Below are 17,208 nucleotides of genomic sequence, written 5' to 3'. Positions count from 1 at the left end.
TTGGTACCCAATGAATCATGACGGCCGCCGCCACGTTCTCATTCAGCTGGCGCCGAACGCCTTGCTTGATGGAGCAATTGCGTGCTACCAGCTTGCTCATGAGGTTGTTCACCTGCTAGCTCCGAACCCTGGGGTCATGGCGCCAGTGATCGAAGAAGGTGCGGCAACGGTGTTTTCCGAAGACTACACAGAACGAGTCTTCGGGCGAAGGAACATGACAAGCAGTCAGACCTATCGTGCAGCTGCACAGGTTGTACGTGAGCTGCTTGCTTTGGATCCTGCTGCAATTAAGAAAATGCGCGAGGTAGAACCGGCCTTTACGAATTTCACGCTCGAAACCTTCGAGAAGGCTGGCCTCAAGGCGCCGCAGTTGCTGAAGGAGGCGCTGCTAACTCCATTTTCGGAGGTTTTGGCGGTAACTCAATTAGCAAGCTAGTGGCTAAGATTAGATTTTAGCTTAATGAGTTTCTCGCCAATAATAGGCTTCCTTGCGCAGCTAATAGTCCCTGTATCACTCATGAAAGTGATACAGGGGTAAAGTGGTTGCATGTTCTTTTCAAAATAGACGTTCTTTTGAGTGGGGTGTGTTTATTTTCGCCTCTTGAATAGTTGTTTGCTTTGTGCAAATTTCGGGTCTTGAGATTTTTTCTGGTTATAAACGCGTGTGGCTGCCTGTGCGAGTTTCTTTGCGCATGAGGCAATGTGCCGCCCCATGGAGCGGGCATCCGCTGGAGTCAATGGGGATTGGACTGAGAATTTAAAGCGGTCCCTATAGAATCGTAGATCAGAGATTTGAAATTGAACGAAGTAGAAGGCGTGAGCGATATCTTTCGCATGCTCTGCTAGGTTAATTGACGATCGACATTTTGGGTCGACTAGCTCGTATTGGTAGGTGTGCATAATCATTTTTTATCAAACATAATTTCGGCCGATGAGGTGGCACATCGAATTGGGTGAACTATTTTTATGTTTGATAATTCTGATGACCAGTGGCAAGGCGCGCTGGCGTGACAGTTCGTTTGGGGCGGTGCCTCGATGGCTGCCCGCGCTGTGGTCTCAGGAGCAGATTTGTGCAAGAGGAAGGCGTAACAAAGTCATTTGCTGGCACATATTATTCATGTGATGCCAATTGCGGCTTCGCCAGCTACCCCAACGTTCTCATCGGGTGTTGGGGTTTTTCTTTGTTATTCTTTACTTCACTCATGTCAACTATTCGAATCATTACTCCCGGTCAGCCGCGTCGCAAGAGCCGTAGCCGGGAAAGCCGAAGTGGCGGTAGCGTAATTGACATTCGTCCTGGCTCTCTAACTCGCTCTTTCAAGGCAGCAGTTCTTCCCAAAGAGCTATCGTTCGGCGTGCATTTCAGTTACCAGCGCTAAGCAGTCGGCGCAAGCTTGCCTTTTTCCTTATTCCAGATCCCCGATGTCCAGGCCGGACATCGGGGATTTTTTATTGCACATAGAGGTGATTATGACCGAGCAAGGCTCAAGTGATCTGCTGCTGCTCAAGTCGGCGGAAGCTCACAAGGTCGGACAACGCTCCACCGGCAGCATTGATTACGAAGTATTGACGGATATGAATCGTCAAGTTGTTTGGTTACGCATCGTGGGTAATACAAGCCGTGGTTATTTTTCTAGCGAGAAAATCGACTTCGAAAAGGCGGTGGCTTGTGTGAAAAATATCCAGGCAGACCAACCATTTCCATCCAAGTTACTAGGTGGTGCGTTTGTGGGACGATCTGCAAATAACGCAGGTTTTCTCGTTGCGGTCCTCCGGGCCGAAAAGTTGCTCATCGCAGCAACCAACAGCATCCACCAACATTTGGTCGCTGGGGACTGGCGGGCCTGGAAGCAGGAGATGCTTGCCTTAACCGGCATTCCGCTTGCCGCAGAAGTAGAGGCAAAGTCGGAAGCGCAACCACCAATAGTGGAAAACAACTCTGTCGCTTTCCCGGAACATAAGGAACATACAAAACGCCAAAAATCTGGGAGAAGCAATGGCGCAGATCGGAGTCGATAAATGGGGATACCACCTGTAAGCGTTCCCGCCATGGGCGCGCAGATATCCGCATTGGCGAGTATCCTGCTATCGGCGTAGAGGAGGCTCGGAAAACAGCCCTCCAGTATCGCGCCGATGTGGATCGTAGTGTCGATCCTAAGGCAGAGAAACAGAAAAAGGACGAAGAGCTAACGTTCGCGCAGTTTGCGAATGAGTACTATCTCCCTCATGCCGAGATCTACAAATGATCCATCAACGATGACAAATCGAAACTAAGGCTTCACATCGTTCCCCGTTGGGGAAAGAGTAAGCTAACACAGCTAACTGGAGCCCGCTTCGGCGGGTTCTTTTTGATGAAAAAGACTTTATGCCATATTTATCTTTTTTTGAAAACATCCATCAAGTGAAGAATTTTGATGGCGATGAATGTAGTTTTGAGACCTTAGTTGAAACGTTTAAAGAGGATGAGCGCGAAGAGAAAGAAAAAAAGGGTGGATTCGTCTTCAATGGTAGCGTTTATCCGGTGGGTGCCTCTCGGGTGCTGAAGAACATCAAAGAGGTTCGTCTGATTATTCTTGACTATGACAATCTCGGGCCAGATGATCCAGAAACGCTTTGGAGGCAACTGAAGTCCTACCAATCGGTTCTTTATACTACACACAGACACACGATTGAGAAGCCGAAGTTGCGCGCCATCGTAGTGCCGAGTAAGCCGATCCCGCCGAGCGAGTACAAAACTGCTGTAACACGATTAGGTCAGCATATTGGCTTAGAGTATGACCCGGTTAGTAAGAATCCGAATCAAGTCTACTATTTTCCAACGTGCCCGCCAGGCACTAAAGAGATGCACTTTACACGCATCAATGCCGACGGCAGTGAGCTTGACCTTGAATCGCTGCCACCAGTGACGATGACTAAGGCGACGACGAAAGGGAAGCGCGTAGTTAGTAGCGAGGAAGACGAGAAGAACCTCTATACCTTGGCTACACAGGTTGTCGAGACGGAGTTTCCTGACGGCTTGGTTTTCGTGCGGGATGTTTTCTACGAATACCGGGATGGCTACTGGCAAGAGGTTGACAACTGGAGTCTGAAGCAAAAGCTGACAAACGACGATTCACCGTATGCAGCACTGCTGCCTAACCCAGGGGCGGTAAATAGCCTGATCGACGCCCTTAAGGCCAGGACAAGCCTGGTGAAGTTTCCTGATCCGAAACCACTCACGCTGTGCCTTCAGAACGCTGTTCTCGATATTGCGACTGGCAGTCAGATGCCTCATGCCCCTGACTACTGGCACAGGAACCTGCTGGATATTCAGTATCACGAGGACGATGTTTGTCCGCTGTGGCAACGTTTCCTGGACGAGACTTTTGCCGGTGACGCCGATGGCAGCGAGAAAAAGCTGTTTCTGCAAGAGTTCATGGGTTATCTCCTCGTGCCGAGTACGGAGGCTCAGATGATGCTGTGGATGATCGGCAGCGGGGCGAATGGCAAGAGTGTGGTGATTGAGGTCATGCAATCGTTGCTAGGCGCGGATAACCATTCGTCCGTGCCGTTGGATAGTCTTGGGCAAGACTTTAAGAAGGCTGTACTGCAGGGGAAACTCGCCAACTTCTGCCCGGAGATTTCGGGCTCGCGAAGAATCGATGAGGCGACCATCAAGTCGATCGTCGGTGGAGACGAGATCTATGCCGAGAAGAAGGGTAAGGACGGATTCAGCTTCCGGGCCTACGCCCGTATCGTGGCGGCTGGCAATGCACTGCCGGACGTCGGGGATACCTCGCATGGATTCTTTCGGCGCTTGACCATCCTTCGCTTTAACCGGCAACTGTCGGTGGAGGAAATGGATCGCGAACTGCCGGAAAAGCTCAAGAACGAGCTTAGCGGCATTTTGGCTTGGGCACTTGCTGGGCTGAAGCGTTTCCGTGAGCAGAAGCGCTTCACGGACGTCCCTTCGAGTCGTGCGTTCGTTTCCAGCTACAAGCTGCAGTCGAATCCGGTAGAGGTCTTCCTCACTGAATGTACGAAGGTGGTCGCTGGAAAGAAGACGCTTAAAAGTGATGTGTACGCCAGCTATAAGGCGTTTTGCCAGGAGGGCGGCCACCAACCTCTCGCCAACAACAAGTTTGGCGCGGCCCTGAGCGAGTTAGGATATGCGGCGAAGGCAAGCAACGGGAAGGGGTACTACCCGCTGGTGCTGGCCGGCGGCAATGCTACCGCGTATTCCAGGAAGCTTGACGTGGTAGAGGTCCTGGAAGATGACGAGTAGCCCTCGTCCGGTCGCGTGCTGGGTCCAAACTAGTACAAAAATGCATGGTTGCTTGATCGTCTTGACGAGCAGACCATAGGAAGTCCTTCGCCCGACCGTGTCGGATGGTCGAGGCTCTCCGGTCTTTAGCCGGTCTATCAAAGCAGTTCTACATCTATATTCACCCTGTCACCAGCGAGTATGAGGGTCGTCCGAGCCTACATCGACAGGGTCTATCATGACTGAGGTTTTCATAAAGGAAGCCTAGTCAAAATACTATGTCCCCCGCTGGGCCGGTATAACACTAGGGCTGGCGCGGGGCGCACTAGAAGCGCAAGAGACTTTTAATCCGTTGGTCGCGTGTTCGAGTCACGCACGACCCACCAGCATTACAAAGGGCCTGTGGCGAAAGTCACAGGCCCTTTTTGTTTTGGCGCTGTCAACGAAGTGCCAACGGTGAGGCGCGTGGCTTGGTGCGGCGGACGGTGCGGGCACCCTTCGCGGCAAATATGGTTGTTATCAAAGCGACATCGTGGGACCTGGGCTCCGTGCTGATCCTGGCCAGCATCGTGCGCCGTTATCGGGTGGATGCGGACCCCACGCACGTGCCCAAGGTGGTGGGGCGCGTCACTGTCCGCTCGGGCAATGGGGTGCGAGTCCGATTGCATCGCCGCTGATGGCGCTTCGGGTGTGATGGCGCTTCGGGCGTGATCGGCGTGATCGGCGTGATCGGCGTCCGTGTGCCAACGATGGCCGGGAGCTTGCTGGGCAGGCAACGTCACAAGTGATCGTTGCGGCAATCGCGCGCTACTTGCGTGGCAGCGTCTCGGGCTTTGGCTCGCAGTCGATCATGGTATTTAATCCGGATATCTCCAGGCTGGTCGTCGCAAGCAACATGGCGAAGGACCGATGAGAGGATGTCATGAAGCGGCTCGCAGGCCGGCTGGCCATTCTTCTTGCCCTGGGCCTCGCAGCCATCAGCAGCGCGCGGGCGTCCGAGATCGTCTGTCCGCCTAACTACCAGGCCAGTACCGTCCGATGTGTCGATCCGTCGGTCAGTTACTGCGCGCGCCCGGCTGCCCGGCTGGCCTCTGGCGAGCGGCTGATCTGCGAGTACGCGATGCTCAACGTTGCCTACGAACGCATCTACGCGGACCAGCAGCGGATGCTGCACGCGGGCACGCTGAGCACGGCCGATCTCGCGGCCTGGCGCAGGAAGCGCAACGCCTGCGAGACGGTCACGTGCGTCGACGAGGTGTTCGCGGACTGGCGGCGAATGCCTGCTCGGCGACCTGTCGAGCATCCCGCGGCCGCGAGGACCATGGCTTCGACGGCGAACCGTCCGCCGACTGCCGCACCTGCACCTGCACCGGTACCCGCGCCGGCGCCGATGTTGTCGCCAGCGATCAAGGCATTGTCCGTTGCGCCGACGGAGCCGCCCCCGGCGCTCTCGCCCCCTGTCCGTAATGAGCCAGTGACGCTTGCGACATCCGTCGTCCAAGCACGTGCGACGCGTGACGTTCCGCCCTGGGTGCTCGCCTGGCTGATCCTGCCGGTGGCCGTTCTCTGCATGTGTGCCTGGGTACTGGCACACGGCAGGGGTCGCAACGTGGCGCCAACATCGGTTCGGTTGCTGGCCGACCGGTTGCATCACATGTCACATGCGACGTTCGTCCTCGGCGCGCTCGCCGTCGTCAATGGCGTCATGCTGGTTATGGTGTTGATGGGCTGACATGGCGGTTGAACCGTTTCAATTACCCAGTCTGAGGTAGAGACACCCCGGGCGGGCTCGCTGACAATGATTGCGCCGTGCCGCATCTGGTGCGGCGCAGTCGTTTGATGGTGCCGGAACGTCCGGCACGGGAAGTCTCCAATGCGGCGAGCTGGTGAAGGTAGTCTGCCGGCCGGTGAGCAAGTGTCGAGCCTCATCTGGCCGTTCGTTCCGGTGGTTGTGGCGCTGGCCTTGTTCTGCATTGCCAGCGTGGATGTGCTATCTGCCGCGCGCAGCTTCGTCGCCGGGGAAAGCCTCTGGACCAAGGGACAGAAGGCGGCGGTCCTGCATTTGCTCAACTATTCCCGCAGCCAGCTCGATACCGATTACGACGCATACCTTGCTGCCATCGCCGTGCCGCTTGGCGATCGTCAGGCGCGTATCGAACTGGAAAAGCATTCGCGCTATGACCATACGCGGGCGGTCGAAGGGCTGCTGATCGGCGGCAATCATACCGACGACATCTCCGGAATGATCCGGCTCTACCGCACGTTCCGCGGCGTCGCGGAGATCGACGAAGCTATCGAGATCTGGGCGGCAGCCGATGTCGATATCGCCCGGCTCGACACGCTGTCCCGGACATTGCGCGGGCGCTTTCGTGCTGGCGACTGCGATGCCCGCTGCGTGGCGCCTATCCGGCGCGAGATCGTCGATATCGACAATCGGCTGACACCCCAGGAGGCGGCATTCTCCTCGACTCTAGGCAGAGCTTCGCGGCGCGTGCGCGCGCTGCTGACGTGGAGCTCGATTGCGGTGGCGGTGACGTTGCTTGCGTGGGTCACGTGGGTGTCACGCAGCATGATGATCAAGGAGCGGCAGCTACGCGCCGCACTGTCGACCAGTGAGGAACGCCTGCAACTGGCGGTGGCCGGCAGCAACGACGGCCTGTGGGACTGGCATCCGCATCGCGGAGAACTCTATTTTTCCCCTCGGTGCGCGGAAATGCTCGGCTATCGCGCCAACGAACTCCCGCACGCGGTCGAGACCTTGATGGCACTGACCCATCCCGATGACGTCACCGAGCTGGGGCGCCGCCTGTCGGGGCACATGCGCAAGGGCACCCCGTATGACATCGAGCTGCGACTACGGAAGAAGGCAGGGGGATATCTTTGGACGCGGGCGCGGGGCCGCATGGTGCGCAGCGCGGTTGGCAAGGCCGTGCGCATGGCAGGCTCGCTCAGCGACATCTCGGACCGGAAGCGCTTCGAGGCGCAATTGCATACGGAAAAGGAGCGGGCGCAGGTCACGCTCCAGGCAATTGGCGAGGCAGTGATCACGACCGATGTCTGGGGACGGATTGACTCGCTCAACCCGGTGGCCGAGGCGATGACGGGCTGGACCGAGGCCGAAGCCGCCGGTTGTTTCCTGCCTCAGGTTTGTCCGCTGACCGATGAAGTTACATGCGATCTGGTGACCGATCTAGTGCCACGCGCGCTGCGCTGGCCGGGACGTGGCCGAGCCAGACTGTCACGGTGCTGAGCCGGCGTTCGGCGGGCGAGTCTTCGGCGAGAGTGGTCGTCAAACCTTCCGTGGCGCTGATCCGGGACAAGGTTGGGCAGGCCATCGGCGTGGTGGTCGTGCTCCACGACGTCAGCCTGGAACGCGCGCAGGCGGCCCAGCTGGCCTATGAAGCCAGCCATGATCCGTTGACCGGGCTGGTGAATCGGCCCGAGTTCGAGCGCAGGCTCGAAACGGCAATCTTGCGGGCCCGGCAGGAGGGGTGCACGCACACGCTGATGTACCTCGACCTGGATCGGTTCAAGGCTGTCAATGATACGTGTGGCCATGCCGCCGGAGACGAACTGCTCTGCCAGATCGCCGATCTCATGCGCCAGCAGCTACGCCGTAGCGATACGCTGGCGCGGTTGGGTGGCGACGAATTCGCGGTGCTGCTCGAACACTGCTTGCCGAGTGATGGCGAACGGGTGGCGGAATCCCTGCGTCAGGCGATTGCTGCGTTCCGCTTTATCTGCCGGGGGCATGTGTTCTCGGTCGCCGTCAGCGTGGGGCTGATCCGGCTCGATGAGCGGACCTCCAACACGGAAGACGCGCTCGGCGCCGCCGATGTGGCCTGTTATCGGGCCAAGCGTGCCGGACGCAATCGCGTGGAGGTCAGCTAGTCAGGATTGGGGTGGGGTGGAGGTTGCCGGTGGAGATTTCACCAGCGGATCGCGGAAGCCGGTGTCGACGACCTCGGTCGGTGCGGTTGGCGTAGGCGCTTTTGATGTGCCAGCATTCGCCGGTACGCCCCGCACGGACTGCCAGGTCTTGATGGCCCAATAACCGGCGCCGGCCACGACCCCAAGCTTCGAGACCTTCCAGGCGACACGGCCGATCGGTGTGCGCCGCAGCAGCGGTAGCGCCAGCGTGATCGCCGTGCTGACCATCGGATATTCGCGCGTCAGACCCAGCAGTTTGAGCCAGCCGGGTGTGTGGGTCAGGTTTGGCAGCCAGTTGCCGAGGCTGGTCATCCGGCGTACGCCGCCCTTGACGTTGTGCAGCGCCTGCACGGCGTCGTAGCGTTCCAGCGCCGCGCGGGTGATCAGCAGTTCCTTGCGGATCTCCAGCGGCAGCCGGACTTCCTTGGAGAATCGGACCGGACGCGCATGCTCGTGGCGCTGGCCCAGGTTGGTCGAATCGTCGGCGGGCGTGGTCATCGGCGCAGCATCTCCCTGTCTTTGTCGAGCTCGGCCAGCGTGGCTTCGAACAGCGGCGGCGCGCGTCGGACCATGCGGCGCGCCAGCAACAGGCAGATCGCGGCGCAGGCGAGGTAGGCCAGGATGATGATGCCGAGGGCCTGCCAGCGGTAGGTTTCCCAGAATACGATGGCGACCAGCAGCGTGAACGTCATCAGCGCCATGCTGAAGAAGACGAGTCCGAAGCACGCCAGCAGCGCAACCTTCATCAGCCGGCCGCGCTCCTCGGCCAATTCCACACTGGCCAGTTCCAGGCGCGTCTGGAGCATCGACACCACGGAGCTGGCGAGGTTGCGAACGGACTCCAGGAACTTGGGGGAAGGGGATTCGCTCATGCGGCTCCGGCGAAGGATCGATGCGCCCGCAGTGGCGGCATCTGCAATGAAAAGGTCCCGGTGCGGCGGGCAGTGCCGCGGACCGGGCCTCGGGCCAAGGCGTCCGGCGCAGATGCGCGGCCAGGACGCCGTGCTGCGATAGGTATTACTTGCGGTTCAGCAGCAGACCGATCAGCAGGCCCACACCGGCTGCCACGCCCACGGCGCGCCACGGGTGGTCATGCACGTAGTCATCGGTGGCGCGTGCGGCGGCCTTGCTCTTGGTGACCACGGCATCTTGCAGATCCTGGGCCTTTTCCTTGGCTTGCTTCAGCAGGCCCATGCCACGCTCGCGCAGTTCGGCAGCTTTTTCCCCGGTGGTCGAGGCCGCTTGCTTCAGCAGTTCCTCGGCATCGGACAGAACGGTCTTGACATCGCTCATTAGTTTCTCCTGTTTGCGGGCGGTTGGTTCAAGTAGTGACATTTTGCCTTGCCAGCCCTGGCTTGTGGCGTTTCTTGTCGTCCAAGTAGCATATGTGGCGGCCTGCCATCGTTTCAAGCCTGAATCCGCAAATCCATACTGCTGTCACTTGCCACGCCCTTGTTTCGGCCGTAGTGCGCCAGGGCAGGGGGACGTCAAAGCGTGGTCACCGCAAGTCTTTATGACTTCGAGTGATTTTGTAGTGACTTTATATTCGTTTGGGTTGGAAGGCAATCCAACTAAGCTCGGTTCCCTGTGTTTGCACGTCATTCCTTACGTTTATTTACTGTTGTTTCAGGAGACCCCCGATGGCACTGCGTCTTGGCGATATCGCACCGGATTTTGAACAGGAATCGAGCGAAGGCCGCATCCGCTTCCATGATTGGCTCGGCGATGGCTGGGGTGTCCTGTTTTCGCATCCGGCGGACTACACCCCGGTGTGCACGACCGAACTGGGCCTGACCGCCCGGCTGAAAGAAGAGTTCGCAAAGCGCAACGTCAAGGCGATCGCCCTGTCGGTGGATAGTGTGGAATCGCATCACGGCTGGATCCAGGACATCAACGACACCCAGTCGACCACGGTCAACTTCCCGATCCTGGCCGACGGTGACCGCAAGGTGTCCGAGCTATACGACATGATTCACCCGAACGCCAACGAAACCCTGACGGTGCGTTCGCTGTTCGTGATCGACCCGAAGAAGAAGGTCCGCCTGATCATTACATACCCTGCCAGCACCGGCCGCAACTTCAACGAGATCCTGCGCGTCATCGATTCGCTGCAGCTCACCGACAATCACAGCGTGGCCACGCCGGGCAACTGGCAGGACGGCGACGACGTGGTGATCGTGCCCTCGCTGAAGGACGAAGAGGTCATCCGCCAGAAATTCCCGAAGGGTTACAAGGCCGTACGTCCGTACCTGCGTCTGACGCCGCAGCCCAACAAGTGAAAAAACCGGGCCCGGGGTTTGCCCCCGGGCCCGGTTCAGTGCCACTGACCTTTCTAATGATGTCGTAAAACGGCGGGCTTGCCCGTCGTCTCCTTGGTAGTGTGCTTCCGCCCGGCTTGATGACTCAAGACCGGGCTTTTTTCATGCTTCCAGCTTCAGAAGAATGCCTGGAGGCCAGTTTGCGCGCGACCCAGGATCAGCGCGTGGATGTCGTGCGTGCCTTCGTAGGTGTTGACCACCTCGAGGTTGACCACGTGGCGGATCACGCCGAACTCGTCGGAAATACCGTTGCCGCCGAGCATGTCACGCGCCACGCGGGCGATGTCGAGCGACTTGCCGCACGAGTTGCGCTTCATGATCGAGGTGATTTCCACCGCGGCCGTGCCTTCGTCCTTCATGCGGCCCAGGCGCAGGCAGCCTTGCAGGCCCAGCGTGATCTCGGTCTGCATGTCGGCCAGCTTCTTCTGCACCAGCTGGGTGGCGGCCAGCGGGCGGCCGAACTGCTTGCGGTCCAGCGTGTACTGGCGTGCGGTATGCCAGCAGAATTCGGCAGCACCGAGCGCACCCCAGGCAATGCCATATCGGGCCGAGTTCAGGCAGGTGAACGGACCCTTCAGGCCGCTGACGCCCGGCATGATGTTCTCTTCCGGCACGAATACCTGGTCCAGCACGATTTCACCGGTGATCGACGTGCGCAGGCCAACCTTGCCGTGGATGGCCGGGGCCGACAGACCCTTCCAGCCCTTTTCCAGGATGAAACCGCGGATGGCTTCCTTGCCATCGTCGCCCATCAGCTTGGCCCACACCACGAACACGTCGGCGATCGGCGAGTTGGTGATCCACATCTTGGCGCCGGTCAGCTCGTAGCCGCCAGCCACCTTCTTGGCGCGCGTGACCATCGAGCCCGGGTCCGAGCCATGGTTCGGTTCGGTCAGGCCGAAGCAGCCAATCCACTCGCCGGTGGCCAGCTTGGGCAGGTACTTCTGCTTCTGGGCTTCGGTGCCGAACTCGTAGATCGGGACCATGACCAGCGACGACTGCACGCTCATCATCGAGCGGTAGCCCGAATCCACGCGCTCCACTTCACGCGCGATCAGGCCGTAGCTGACGTAGTTCAGGCCGGGGCCGCCGTACTGCTCGGGGATGGTCGGGCCGAGCAGGCCCAGTTCGCCCATCTCGCGGAAGATCTCCACATCGGTCTTCTCGTTACGGAAGGACTGCAGCACGCGCGGCATCAGCTTGTCCTGGCAGTAAGCCGCGGCGGCGTCACGCACCATGCGTTCGTCGGCGGTCAGTTGCTGGTCGAGCAACAGCGGGTCAGCCCAGTTGAATTCGGCGTTGGCAGCCATGGAGGTCTCCTTCTTTGGTGTGGCGAGGAAGGCCTGTAGCCTTCACACAATCCGGGAAAAACGACACGAAATGGAAATCGGGTGGAATTTCTTAAGTTCCGCATTGCGGAACCTTGTTCCGATGAGCTAGTATAGCCGAACCGATCCGCGGCGCAACAGGGGAAATCTCGCGCCCCGGAGATTTGCGTTCGGCAATCGACCAACCCCATCTGGAGTTTCGCCTTGGACATTTCATCCGAATCCGTCGCGCCAGCCGCGGAGCCGGCCCCGCGTGAACGCGAAAGCGATCCGAACTTCGTTACTGCGCTGGCGCGCGGACTGGAGTTGCTGCGCTGTTTCCGCACGGGGGAGACCATGCTCGGCAATCAGGATTTCGTGCGCCGCACCGGCTTCCCGAAGGCGACGGTCAGCCGCCTGGCCGGCACGCTGGTGCAGCTTGGCTACCTTCGCTATGACGACAGCCTGGGCAAGTATGCGCTCGATGCCGGCGTGCTGGCACTCGGGTTCTCGTACCTGTCGGCCTCCGGCGTGGTGGCGCTGGCGCGTCCGCACATGCTGGCATTCGCGCAGCAGCACGGCGTGTCTGTGTCGCTGGGCAAGCGCGAGCGGCTGGAAGTCATCTACCTGGAGTCGATCCGGAACGACGCGGGCGCGATGCTCGGCCTGGGCGTGGGATCGCGCCTGTCGCTGGTATCGAGTTCGATGGGGCGGGCTTATCTGGCTGCGCTGCCGCAGGCCCGGCGCGATCGCGTGCTGGCCGAGTTCGCGCAGGCGTTCCCGGAACAATGGAAGGCACAGGAAGCACTGACGCGCGCGGCATTGGCGACGGCGGAGCGCGACGGCTATGCGGCGTCGTTCCGTGACTGGCATCCCGCCATTCACGCGTGCGCGGTGGCGTTTCGTCCGGTGGGGGAGAAGGATTTGCACATGCTCAGCTGCAGCGCATCGTATGGCGCCGTCGGCGAGGAGGTGTTTCGGGAGAAGCTGGCGCCTGCGTTGCAGGCGTTGGCCACGCGGCTGTCGGACCCGGCCGGGCGACAAGTCTGAGTGCCGCAGCTATGCGCTCCCCTCGCCCATGAATTGGGGGGAGGGGAGCAAACCAGCAGGTACTACAGGTCTGTCCGCAGTTTCCACAGTTCCGGAAACAGCACCACGTCCAGCATCCTGCGCAGATAGCTGACGCCTTCGGTGCCGCCGGTGCCGCGCTTGAATCCGATTACGCGCTCGACTGTGGTCACGTGGCGGAAGCGCCATTGCCGGAACGCGTCTTCCAGATCGACGAACTTCTCGCCGAGTTCGTAGAGCTCCCAGTGGGCCGACGGGTTGCGGTAGACCTCGAGCCAGGCCGCTTCCACCGATGCGTTGTACTGCGTCGGCTGAGTCCAGTCGCGTTCCACCACCTCGGGGTCGATCTGGAAGCCGCGGCGGGCCATCAGCCGGATGGCCTCGTCGTACATCGACGGCGTATGCAGCGCGGTCTCCACCAGTTCGAGATGTTCGGGCCGATGCGCGTGCGGACGCAGCATGGCTGCGTTCTTGTTGCCGAGGATGAACTCGATCTCGCGATACTGGTATGACTGGAAGCCGGACGATGCCCCCAGGTATGGGCGCATCGCCGAGTACTCGGGCGGCGTCATCGTCGCCAGCACGTTCCACGCCTGCACGAGCTGATCCATGATGCGCGAGACGCGCGCCAGCATTTTGAATGCCGGCTGAAGCTGATCCGACTTGACGCCATCACGCGCCGCGCGCAGCTCGTGCAGCATCAGCTTCATCCAGAGTTCGGTGGTCTGGTGCTGGACGATGAACAGCATCTCGTTGTGATCCGGAGACAGCGGATGCTGGGCGCTCAGGATCTGGTCCAGGCCCAGGTAGTCCCCATAGCTCATGTCGCGCGCGAAATCCATTTGCGCGCCGTGCCAGCCATTGCCGGTATCACCGCTATCACCGCCATCACCGTTTTGCGGGGCGGCTCCGTGCCCCATCGGGCATCCCTTGAATTCGCTCATGATCGACTCCCGCTCAGGTCACCGCCGTCCGCACGGCAAAGCGCGCGTCACGATAGACGCCGCTGTCGAGCACGTCGCGGATGATCTCGACGGCGTCCCACACTTCAGTAAAGCTCGTGTAGAGCGGCGTGAAGCCGAAGCGGGCGATGCCCGGCTCGCGATAGTCGCCAATGACGCCACGCTCGATCAGCGCGGCTACCAGCGCGTAGGCGTCGGGGTGCGCGAAGCTGACCTGGCTGCCGCGCTTCGTGTGGTCGCGCGGTGTGACCAGCGAGAGCGGGTGCGTGGCGCAGCGGGCCTCGACCAGTTCGATAAACAGATCGGTCAGCTTCAGCGACTTGGCGCGCAGCGCGGTCATGCTGGTCTGCGCGAAGATATCCAGGCCGCATTCGACCATGGCCAGCGACGTCATCGGCTGCGTGCCACACAGGAAGCGGCCGATGCCCTGCGCCGGTTCGTACTGCGGCGACATCGCGAACGGCGCGCCGTGGCCCCACCAGCCCGACAGCGGCTGCCAGAACTGGTCGCGCAGCGCGGGTGCTACCCAGACGAAAGCCGGGGAGCCCGGGCCGCCGTTCAGGTACTTGTAAGTGCAGCCGATCGCGTAATCGGCCTTGGCCACATTGAGCGCCACGGGCACGGCGCCGGCCGAGTGGGCCAGATCCCAAACGGTCAGCACGCCGCGTGCGTGCGCCAGTTCGGTCAGGCCGGCCATGTCGAGCATCTCGCCAGTCTTGTAGTTGACGTGCGTGAGCATCAGCACGGCGGTGTCAGCGCCTACGGCGGCGTCGATCTCGTCCGGGCTGTTGACCAGCCGGACTTCATAGCCTTGCTGCAGCAGATCGGCCAGGCCTTGGGCGATATAGAGATCAGTCGGGAAGTTGCTGGCCTCCGACACGATCACGCGCCGGGCCGGATCGCGCTGGCGCTGCACGCGCAGCGCGGCCGCCAGCACCTTGAACAGGTTGATCGATGTCGTGTCAGTGACCACTACCTCGTCATTGCCGGCGCCGATCAGCGGAGCCAGCAGGTTGCCCAGGCGGCGCGGCAGGTCGAACCAGCCCGCGGTATTCCAGCTGCGGATCAGGCCATTGCCCCATTCCTCGCTCACGACTTCCGCGGCGCGCGCGGCGGCGGCGCGCGGGCGTGCGCCCAGCGAGTTGCCATCGAGGTAGATCACGCCCTCGGGCAGGGCGAACTGTTCGCGCAGTGCGCGGAGCGGGTCATCCCGGTCCAGCGTCTGGCAGTGTGCTCGGGTCAGCGTTGTCATGCGGTCTTCGTCCGTTCGAAATCGGTTCGTGAATGTCAGGGGAGCTCGCGCAGCACGGCGCGCACCGGGCTCGCATCAAGCGTGGCCAGGCGCAGCGGCAGCGCGATCAGTTCGTAGTCGCCGGCCGGCACCTCGTCGAGGACGATGCCTTCCAGAATGGCAAGCTGGTGGTCACGCACGGCGTGGTGCGCGTCCATCGTCTTCGAGGTTTCGGGATCGAGCGACGGCGTGTCGATGCCGATCAGCCGGACGCCATGGCGGGCCAGCAGCGAGATCGTCTCCGGCGCCACGGCGCAGAAAGCGGAATCCCATTTGCCTTGCGGCGCCTGCGCGTAGGTGCGCAAGAGCACGCGCGGTGGCGTGCCGGCCAATGCGTGCGCGATGTGCTGCGGCTCCACGCGCGGTGCTGCGCCAATACAGTGGATCACCCGGCACGGGCCCAGTTAGGCGTCCAGCGGGACGGCTCCGATCGGCGCGCCATCCGCCGCGTAGTGCAGCGGGGCGTCGGCATGGGCGCCGGTGTGCGGCGACATCGTGATGCGGCCGACATTCACCGGGCAATGCTCGTCGAGTTGCCAGGCCGGGTCATGCTGGAACGGTGTGTCGCCAGGCCAGACCGGCGTGGCGGGCGAAACGGCTGGGGAAATATCCCAGATGCGGCGACCGTCGTGGAGTTGGGGGGCTTGGGGCATGGTGTCTCGCGTCTGCGCTTTTTTTCGGGCGCGGTGTGTGTGGGCATCATAGTCAAACTACCCGAAAAAAGCCTTGCGAAATGGGCCGTCGATTTGGCCTTCTTTCGCATAAAATTGCGTATCAATTCTAGAAATTCGTGGATTTTGCGAAATGAACCTTGATTCGATCGATTTGCGCATCCTGACGTGCCTGCAGGAGAACGGCCGCATCAGCAACCAGGATCTGGCCGACCGCGTGGCGCTGTCGCCGTCGGCGTGCCTGCGGCGCGTGCGGTTGCTGGAAGAGAGTGGCGTAATCGGCGGCTACCACGCGTGGTTCGACGCCGAAAAGCTCGGGCTGGAGATCGAGGCCATCGTGCAGGTATCGATGCGGCACGACGTGGAGGGGTGGCACGACACGTTCAACGCGGTCGTGCAGACGTGGCCGGAAGTGCTCACGGCCTATGTGATCACGGGGGACAGCAACTACATCCTGCGTGTTCAGGCGCGCAACCTGAAGCACTACTCGGACTTCATTGTGAACCGGCTCTATCGCACGCCGGGTGTCATGGATATCCGCTCGAACATCGTCCTGCAGCGGATCAAGACCGACGGATCGCCGCTGGCGATCGTGAAGGAAGCGGGCGGCTAGCCTAGCGGTCGAGCGGCGAAAGCGTGGAGAACTGGGCGCCCTGGAATACCAGCGGCTGTCCGCCGGTATCGAATATGCCGCAACGTTCGACCTCGCCGACGAAAATCACGTGGTCGCCTTCGTCATAGCGGCTGCGGTTGTGACATTCGAACCATGCCAGCGCGTTGGCAAGGATGGGCAATCCGGTGGCGGAAAGACGATAGTCGACGCCGGCGAACCGGTCGCCTTTGAGCGTGGCGAAGCGCTGGCAGAGGTCGAGCTGCGATGCCGCCAGCACGTTGATGATGTAGTGCGAGCCGTCGCGGAACATCGGCAGGCTGTTGGCGCGGGTTGCCATGCTCCACAGCACCAGCGGCGGATCGAGCGATACCGAGTTGAACGAACTCGCGGTGATGCCGACGAACGGTGCGCCGTTGGCGTGCGGGTGGCCGGCCGCGCGCGTCGTGATCACGGTCACGCCGGTGGCGAACTGCGACAGCGCCCGCTTGAAATGCTGGCTATCGAAATCGGGGGCGGTGGCCTTGCGCGCCATGATTGGGGTCTCGGCCTCGGGTATGCCCATGTCTCGGGCTTCACACAAATCCATGATCTTCATATCGGGATGGCCGCCATGCATTCAACGCGTATCAACCTAATCCGCGTTTGCGATGTTTTCAGTGGTTTTTCGCACAAAGCAGGCGAGCCAACGTTGCCTGCGATTGTAGCGGAGTCCAGCCAATCACCGCTGAAGTGACGTTGGAAGCCGTCCGGGCGCTTTAAAGTCGGCAGCAAGCGCGCCAAGTGCTTATCCTAGACAGGACGCCTG

The 17,208-nt window shown here is 60.7% G+C and carries 18 protein-coding genes, 1 tRNA gene and 1 pseudogene; 12 read left to right on the top strand and 8 right to left on the bottom strand.

Annotated features, from left to right (window positions below):
* Nucleotides 1–10: 10 nt before the first annotated feature.
* From RMET_RS33585 to RMET_RS34175, 9 genes are all read left to right on the top strand, one after another.
* Nucleotides 11–436 (top strand): hypothetical protein, encoded by a 426-nt coding sequence (locus RMET_RS33585; protein ID WP_155877851.1) that lies wholly within the window; start codon nt 11–13, stop codon nt 434–436.
* Between the two features lie 986 nt (nt 437–1,422).
* On the top strand, nt 1,423–2,019 hold the full coding sequence (locus RMET_RS31765) for a hypothetical protein (RefSeq protein ID WP_011517237.1): 597 nt from the start codon (nt 1,423–1,425) through the stop codon (nt 2,017–2,019).
* A complete protein-coding gene (locus RMET_RS34510; RefSeq protein ID WP_082219900.1) occupies nt 1,983–2,246 on the top strand; it encodes an integrase arm-type DNA-binding domain-containing protein in 264 nt (87 codons plus the stop codon). The genes RMET_RS31765 and RMET_RS34510 overlap by 37 nt, the downstream gene beginning before the upstream one ends.
* Nucleotides 2,247–2,365: 119 nt before the next feature.
* Nucleotides 2,366–4,264: a DNA primase family protein gene (locus RMET_RS13375; RefSeq protein ID WP_011517235.1), complete on the top strand. Its 1,899-nt coding sequence runs from the start codon at nt 2,366–2,368 to the stop codon at nt 4,262–4,264.
* A gap of 296 nt (nt 4,265–4,560) precedes the next feature.
* A tRNA-Lys gene (locus tag RMET_RS33580) sits at nt 4,561–4,629 on the top strand.
* 123 nt (nt 4,630–4,752) lie between these two features.
* Nucleotides 4,753–4,920 carry a hypothetical protein gene (locus RMET_RS33575; RefSeq protein WP_155877852.1) on the top strand — a complete coding sequence of 56 codons (168 nt, stop codon included), beginning with the start codon at nt 4,753–4,755 and terminating at the stop codon, nt 4,918–4,920.
* A gap of 245 nt (nt 4,921–5,165) precedes the next feature.
* On the top strand, nt 5,166–5,975 hold the full coding sequence (locus RMET_RS13370; protein WP_011517232.1) for a hypothetical protein: 810 nt from the start codon (nt 5,166–5,168) through the stop codon (nt 5,973–5,975).
* 183 nt (nt 5,976–6,158) lie between these two features.
* On the top strand, nt 6,159–7,493 hold the full coding sequence (locus RMET_RS34180; RefSeq protein ID WP_049799752.1) for a PAS domain-containing protein: 1,335 nt from the start codon (nt 6,159–6,161) through the stop codon (nt 7,491–7,493).
* On the top strand, nt 7,415–8,134 hold the full coding sequence (locus RMET_RS34175) for a GGDEF domain-containing protein (protein ID WP_011517230.1): 720 nt from the start codon (nt 7,415–7,417) through the stop codon (nt 8,132–8,134). The genes RMET_RS34180 and RMET_RS34175 overlap by 79 nt, the downstream gene beginning before the upstream one ends.
* Here RMET_RS34175 and RMET_RS13355 read toward each other — a convergent pair whose 3' ends face one another.
* The 3 genes from RMET_RS13355 to RMET_RS13345 form a co-directional block, all read right to left on the bottom strand.
* Nucleotides 8,135–8,671 (bottom strand): DUF3318 domain-containing protein, encoded by a 537-nt coding sequence (locus tag RMET_RS13355; protein ID WP_011517229.1) that lies wholly within the window; start codon nt 8,669–8,671, stop codon nt 8,135–8,137.
* On the bottom strand, nt 8,668–9,045 hold the full coding sequence (locus tag RMET_RS13350) for a phage holin family protein (RefSeq protein WP_008642301.1): 378 nt from the start codon (nt 9,043–9,045) through the stop codon (nt 8,668–8,670). Before RMET_RS13350 ends, RMET_RS13355 begins: the two co-directional genes overlap by 4 nt.
* Nucleotides 9,046–9,190: 145 nt before the next feature.
* Nucleotides 9,191–9,508 carry a DUF883 family protein gene (locus tag RMET_RS13345; protein ID WP_029307306.1) on the bottom strand — a complete coding sequence of 106 codons (318 nt, stop codon included), beginning with the start codon at nt 9,506–9,508 and terminating at the stop codon, nt 9,191–9,193.
* Nucleotides 9,509–9,813: 305 nt separating this feature from the next.
* Between RMET_RS13345 and RMET_RS13340 the strand changes: the two genes are divergently transcribed.
* Nucleotides 9,814–10,452 carry a peroxiredoxin gene (locus RMET_RS13340; RefSeq protein WP_011517227.1) on the top strand — a complete coding sequence of 213 codons (639 nt, stop codon included), beginning with the start codon at nt 9,814–9,816 and terminating at the stop codon, nt 10,450–10,452.
* A 155-nt stretch (nt 10,453–10,607) separates the two neighbouring features.
* Here RMET_RS13340 and RMET_RS13335 read toward each other — a convergent pair whose 3' ends face one another.
* Complete coding sequence (locus RMET_RS13335) at nt 10,608–11,801, bottom strand: acyl-CoA dehydrogenase (protein ID WP_008642309.1); 1,194 nt, start codon at nt 11,799–11,801, stop codon at nt 10,608–10,610.
* Nucleotides 11,802–12,023: 222 nt separating this feature from the next.
* Here RMET_RS13335 and RMET_RS13330 point away from each other — a divergent pair, with 222 nt between their 5' ends.
* Nucleotides 12,024–12,848 carry an IclR family transcriptional regulator gene (locus RMET_RS13330; protein WP_011517226.1) on the top strand — a complete coding sequence of 275 codons (825 nt, stop codon included), beginning with the start codon at nt 12,024–12,026 and terminating at the stop codon, nt 12,846–12,848.
* Nucleotides 12,849–12,910: 62 nt separating this feature from the next.
* Here the strand turns inward: RMET_RS13330 and kynA are convergent, their stop codons facing one another.
* The 3 genes and pseudogenes from kynA to kynB all read right to left on the bottom strand — a co-directional run bounded on the left by kynA (nt 12,911) and on the right by kynB (nt 15,772).
* Nucleotides 12,911–13,810 (bottom strand): tryptophan 2,3-dioxygenase, encoded by a 900-nt coding sequence (gene kynA, locus RMET_RS13325; protein WP_011517225.1) that lies wholly within the window; start codon nt 13,808–13,810, stop codon nt 12,911–12,913.
* A gap of 13 nt (nt 13,811–13,823) precedes the next feature.
* A complete protein-coding gene (gene kynU, locus RMET_RS13320) occupies nt 13,824–15,080 on the bottom strand; it encodes a kynureninase (protein WP_011517224.1) in 1,257 nt (418 codons plus the stop codon).
* Between the two features lie 35 nt (nt 15,081–15,115).
* Nucleotides 15,116–15,772, bottom strand: a pseudogene (gene kynB / locus RMET_RS13315) (arylformamidase).
* A gap of 151 nt (nt 15,773–15,923) precedes the next feature.
* Here kynB and RMET_RS13310 point away from each other — a divergent pair.
* Complete coding sequence (locus RMET_RS13310; protein WP_011517222.1) at nt 15,924–16,403, top strand: Lrp/AsnC family transcriptional regulator; 480 nt, start codon at nt 15,924–15,926, stop codon at nt 16,401–16,403.
* A 1-nt stretch (nt 16,404) separates the two neighbouring features.
* Here the strand turns inward: RMET_RS13310 and RMET_RS13305 are convergent, their stop codons facing one another.
* Nucleotides 16,405–16,965, bottom strand: a complete 561-nt coding sequence (locus RMET_RS13305; RefSeq protein WP_024569952.1) for a flavin reductase family protein — start codon at nt 16,963–16,965, stop codon at nt 16,405–16,407.
* Nucleotides 16,966–17,208: the final 243 nt, after the last annotated feature.

The organism is Cupriavidus metallidurans CH34 (genome assembly GCF_000196015.1).
Taxonomy (GTDB): domain Bacteria; phylum Pseudomonadota; class Gammaproteobacteria; order Burkholderiales; family Burkholderiaceae; genus Cupriavidus; species Cupriavidus metallidurans.
Note: the sequence above shows the minus strand (reverse complement) of the source record. Positions and strands in the feature narration are given on the sequence as shown.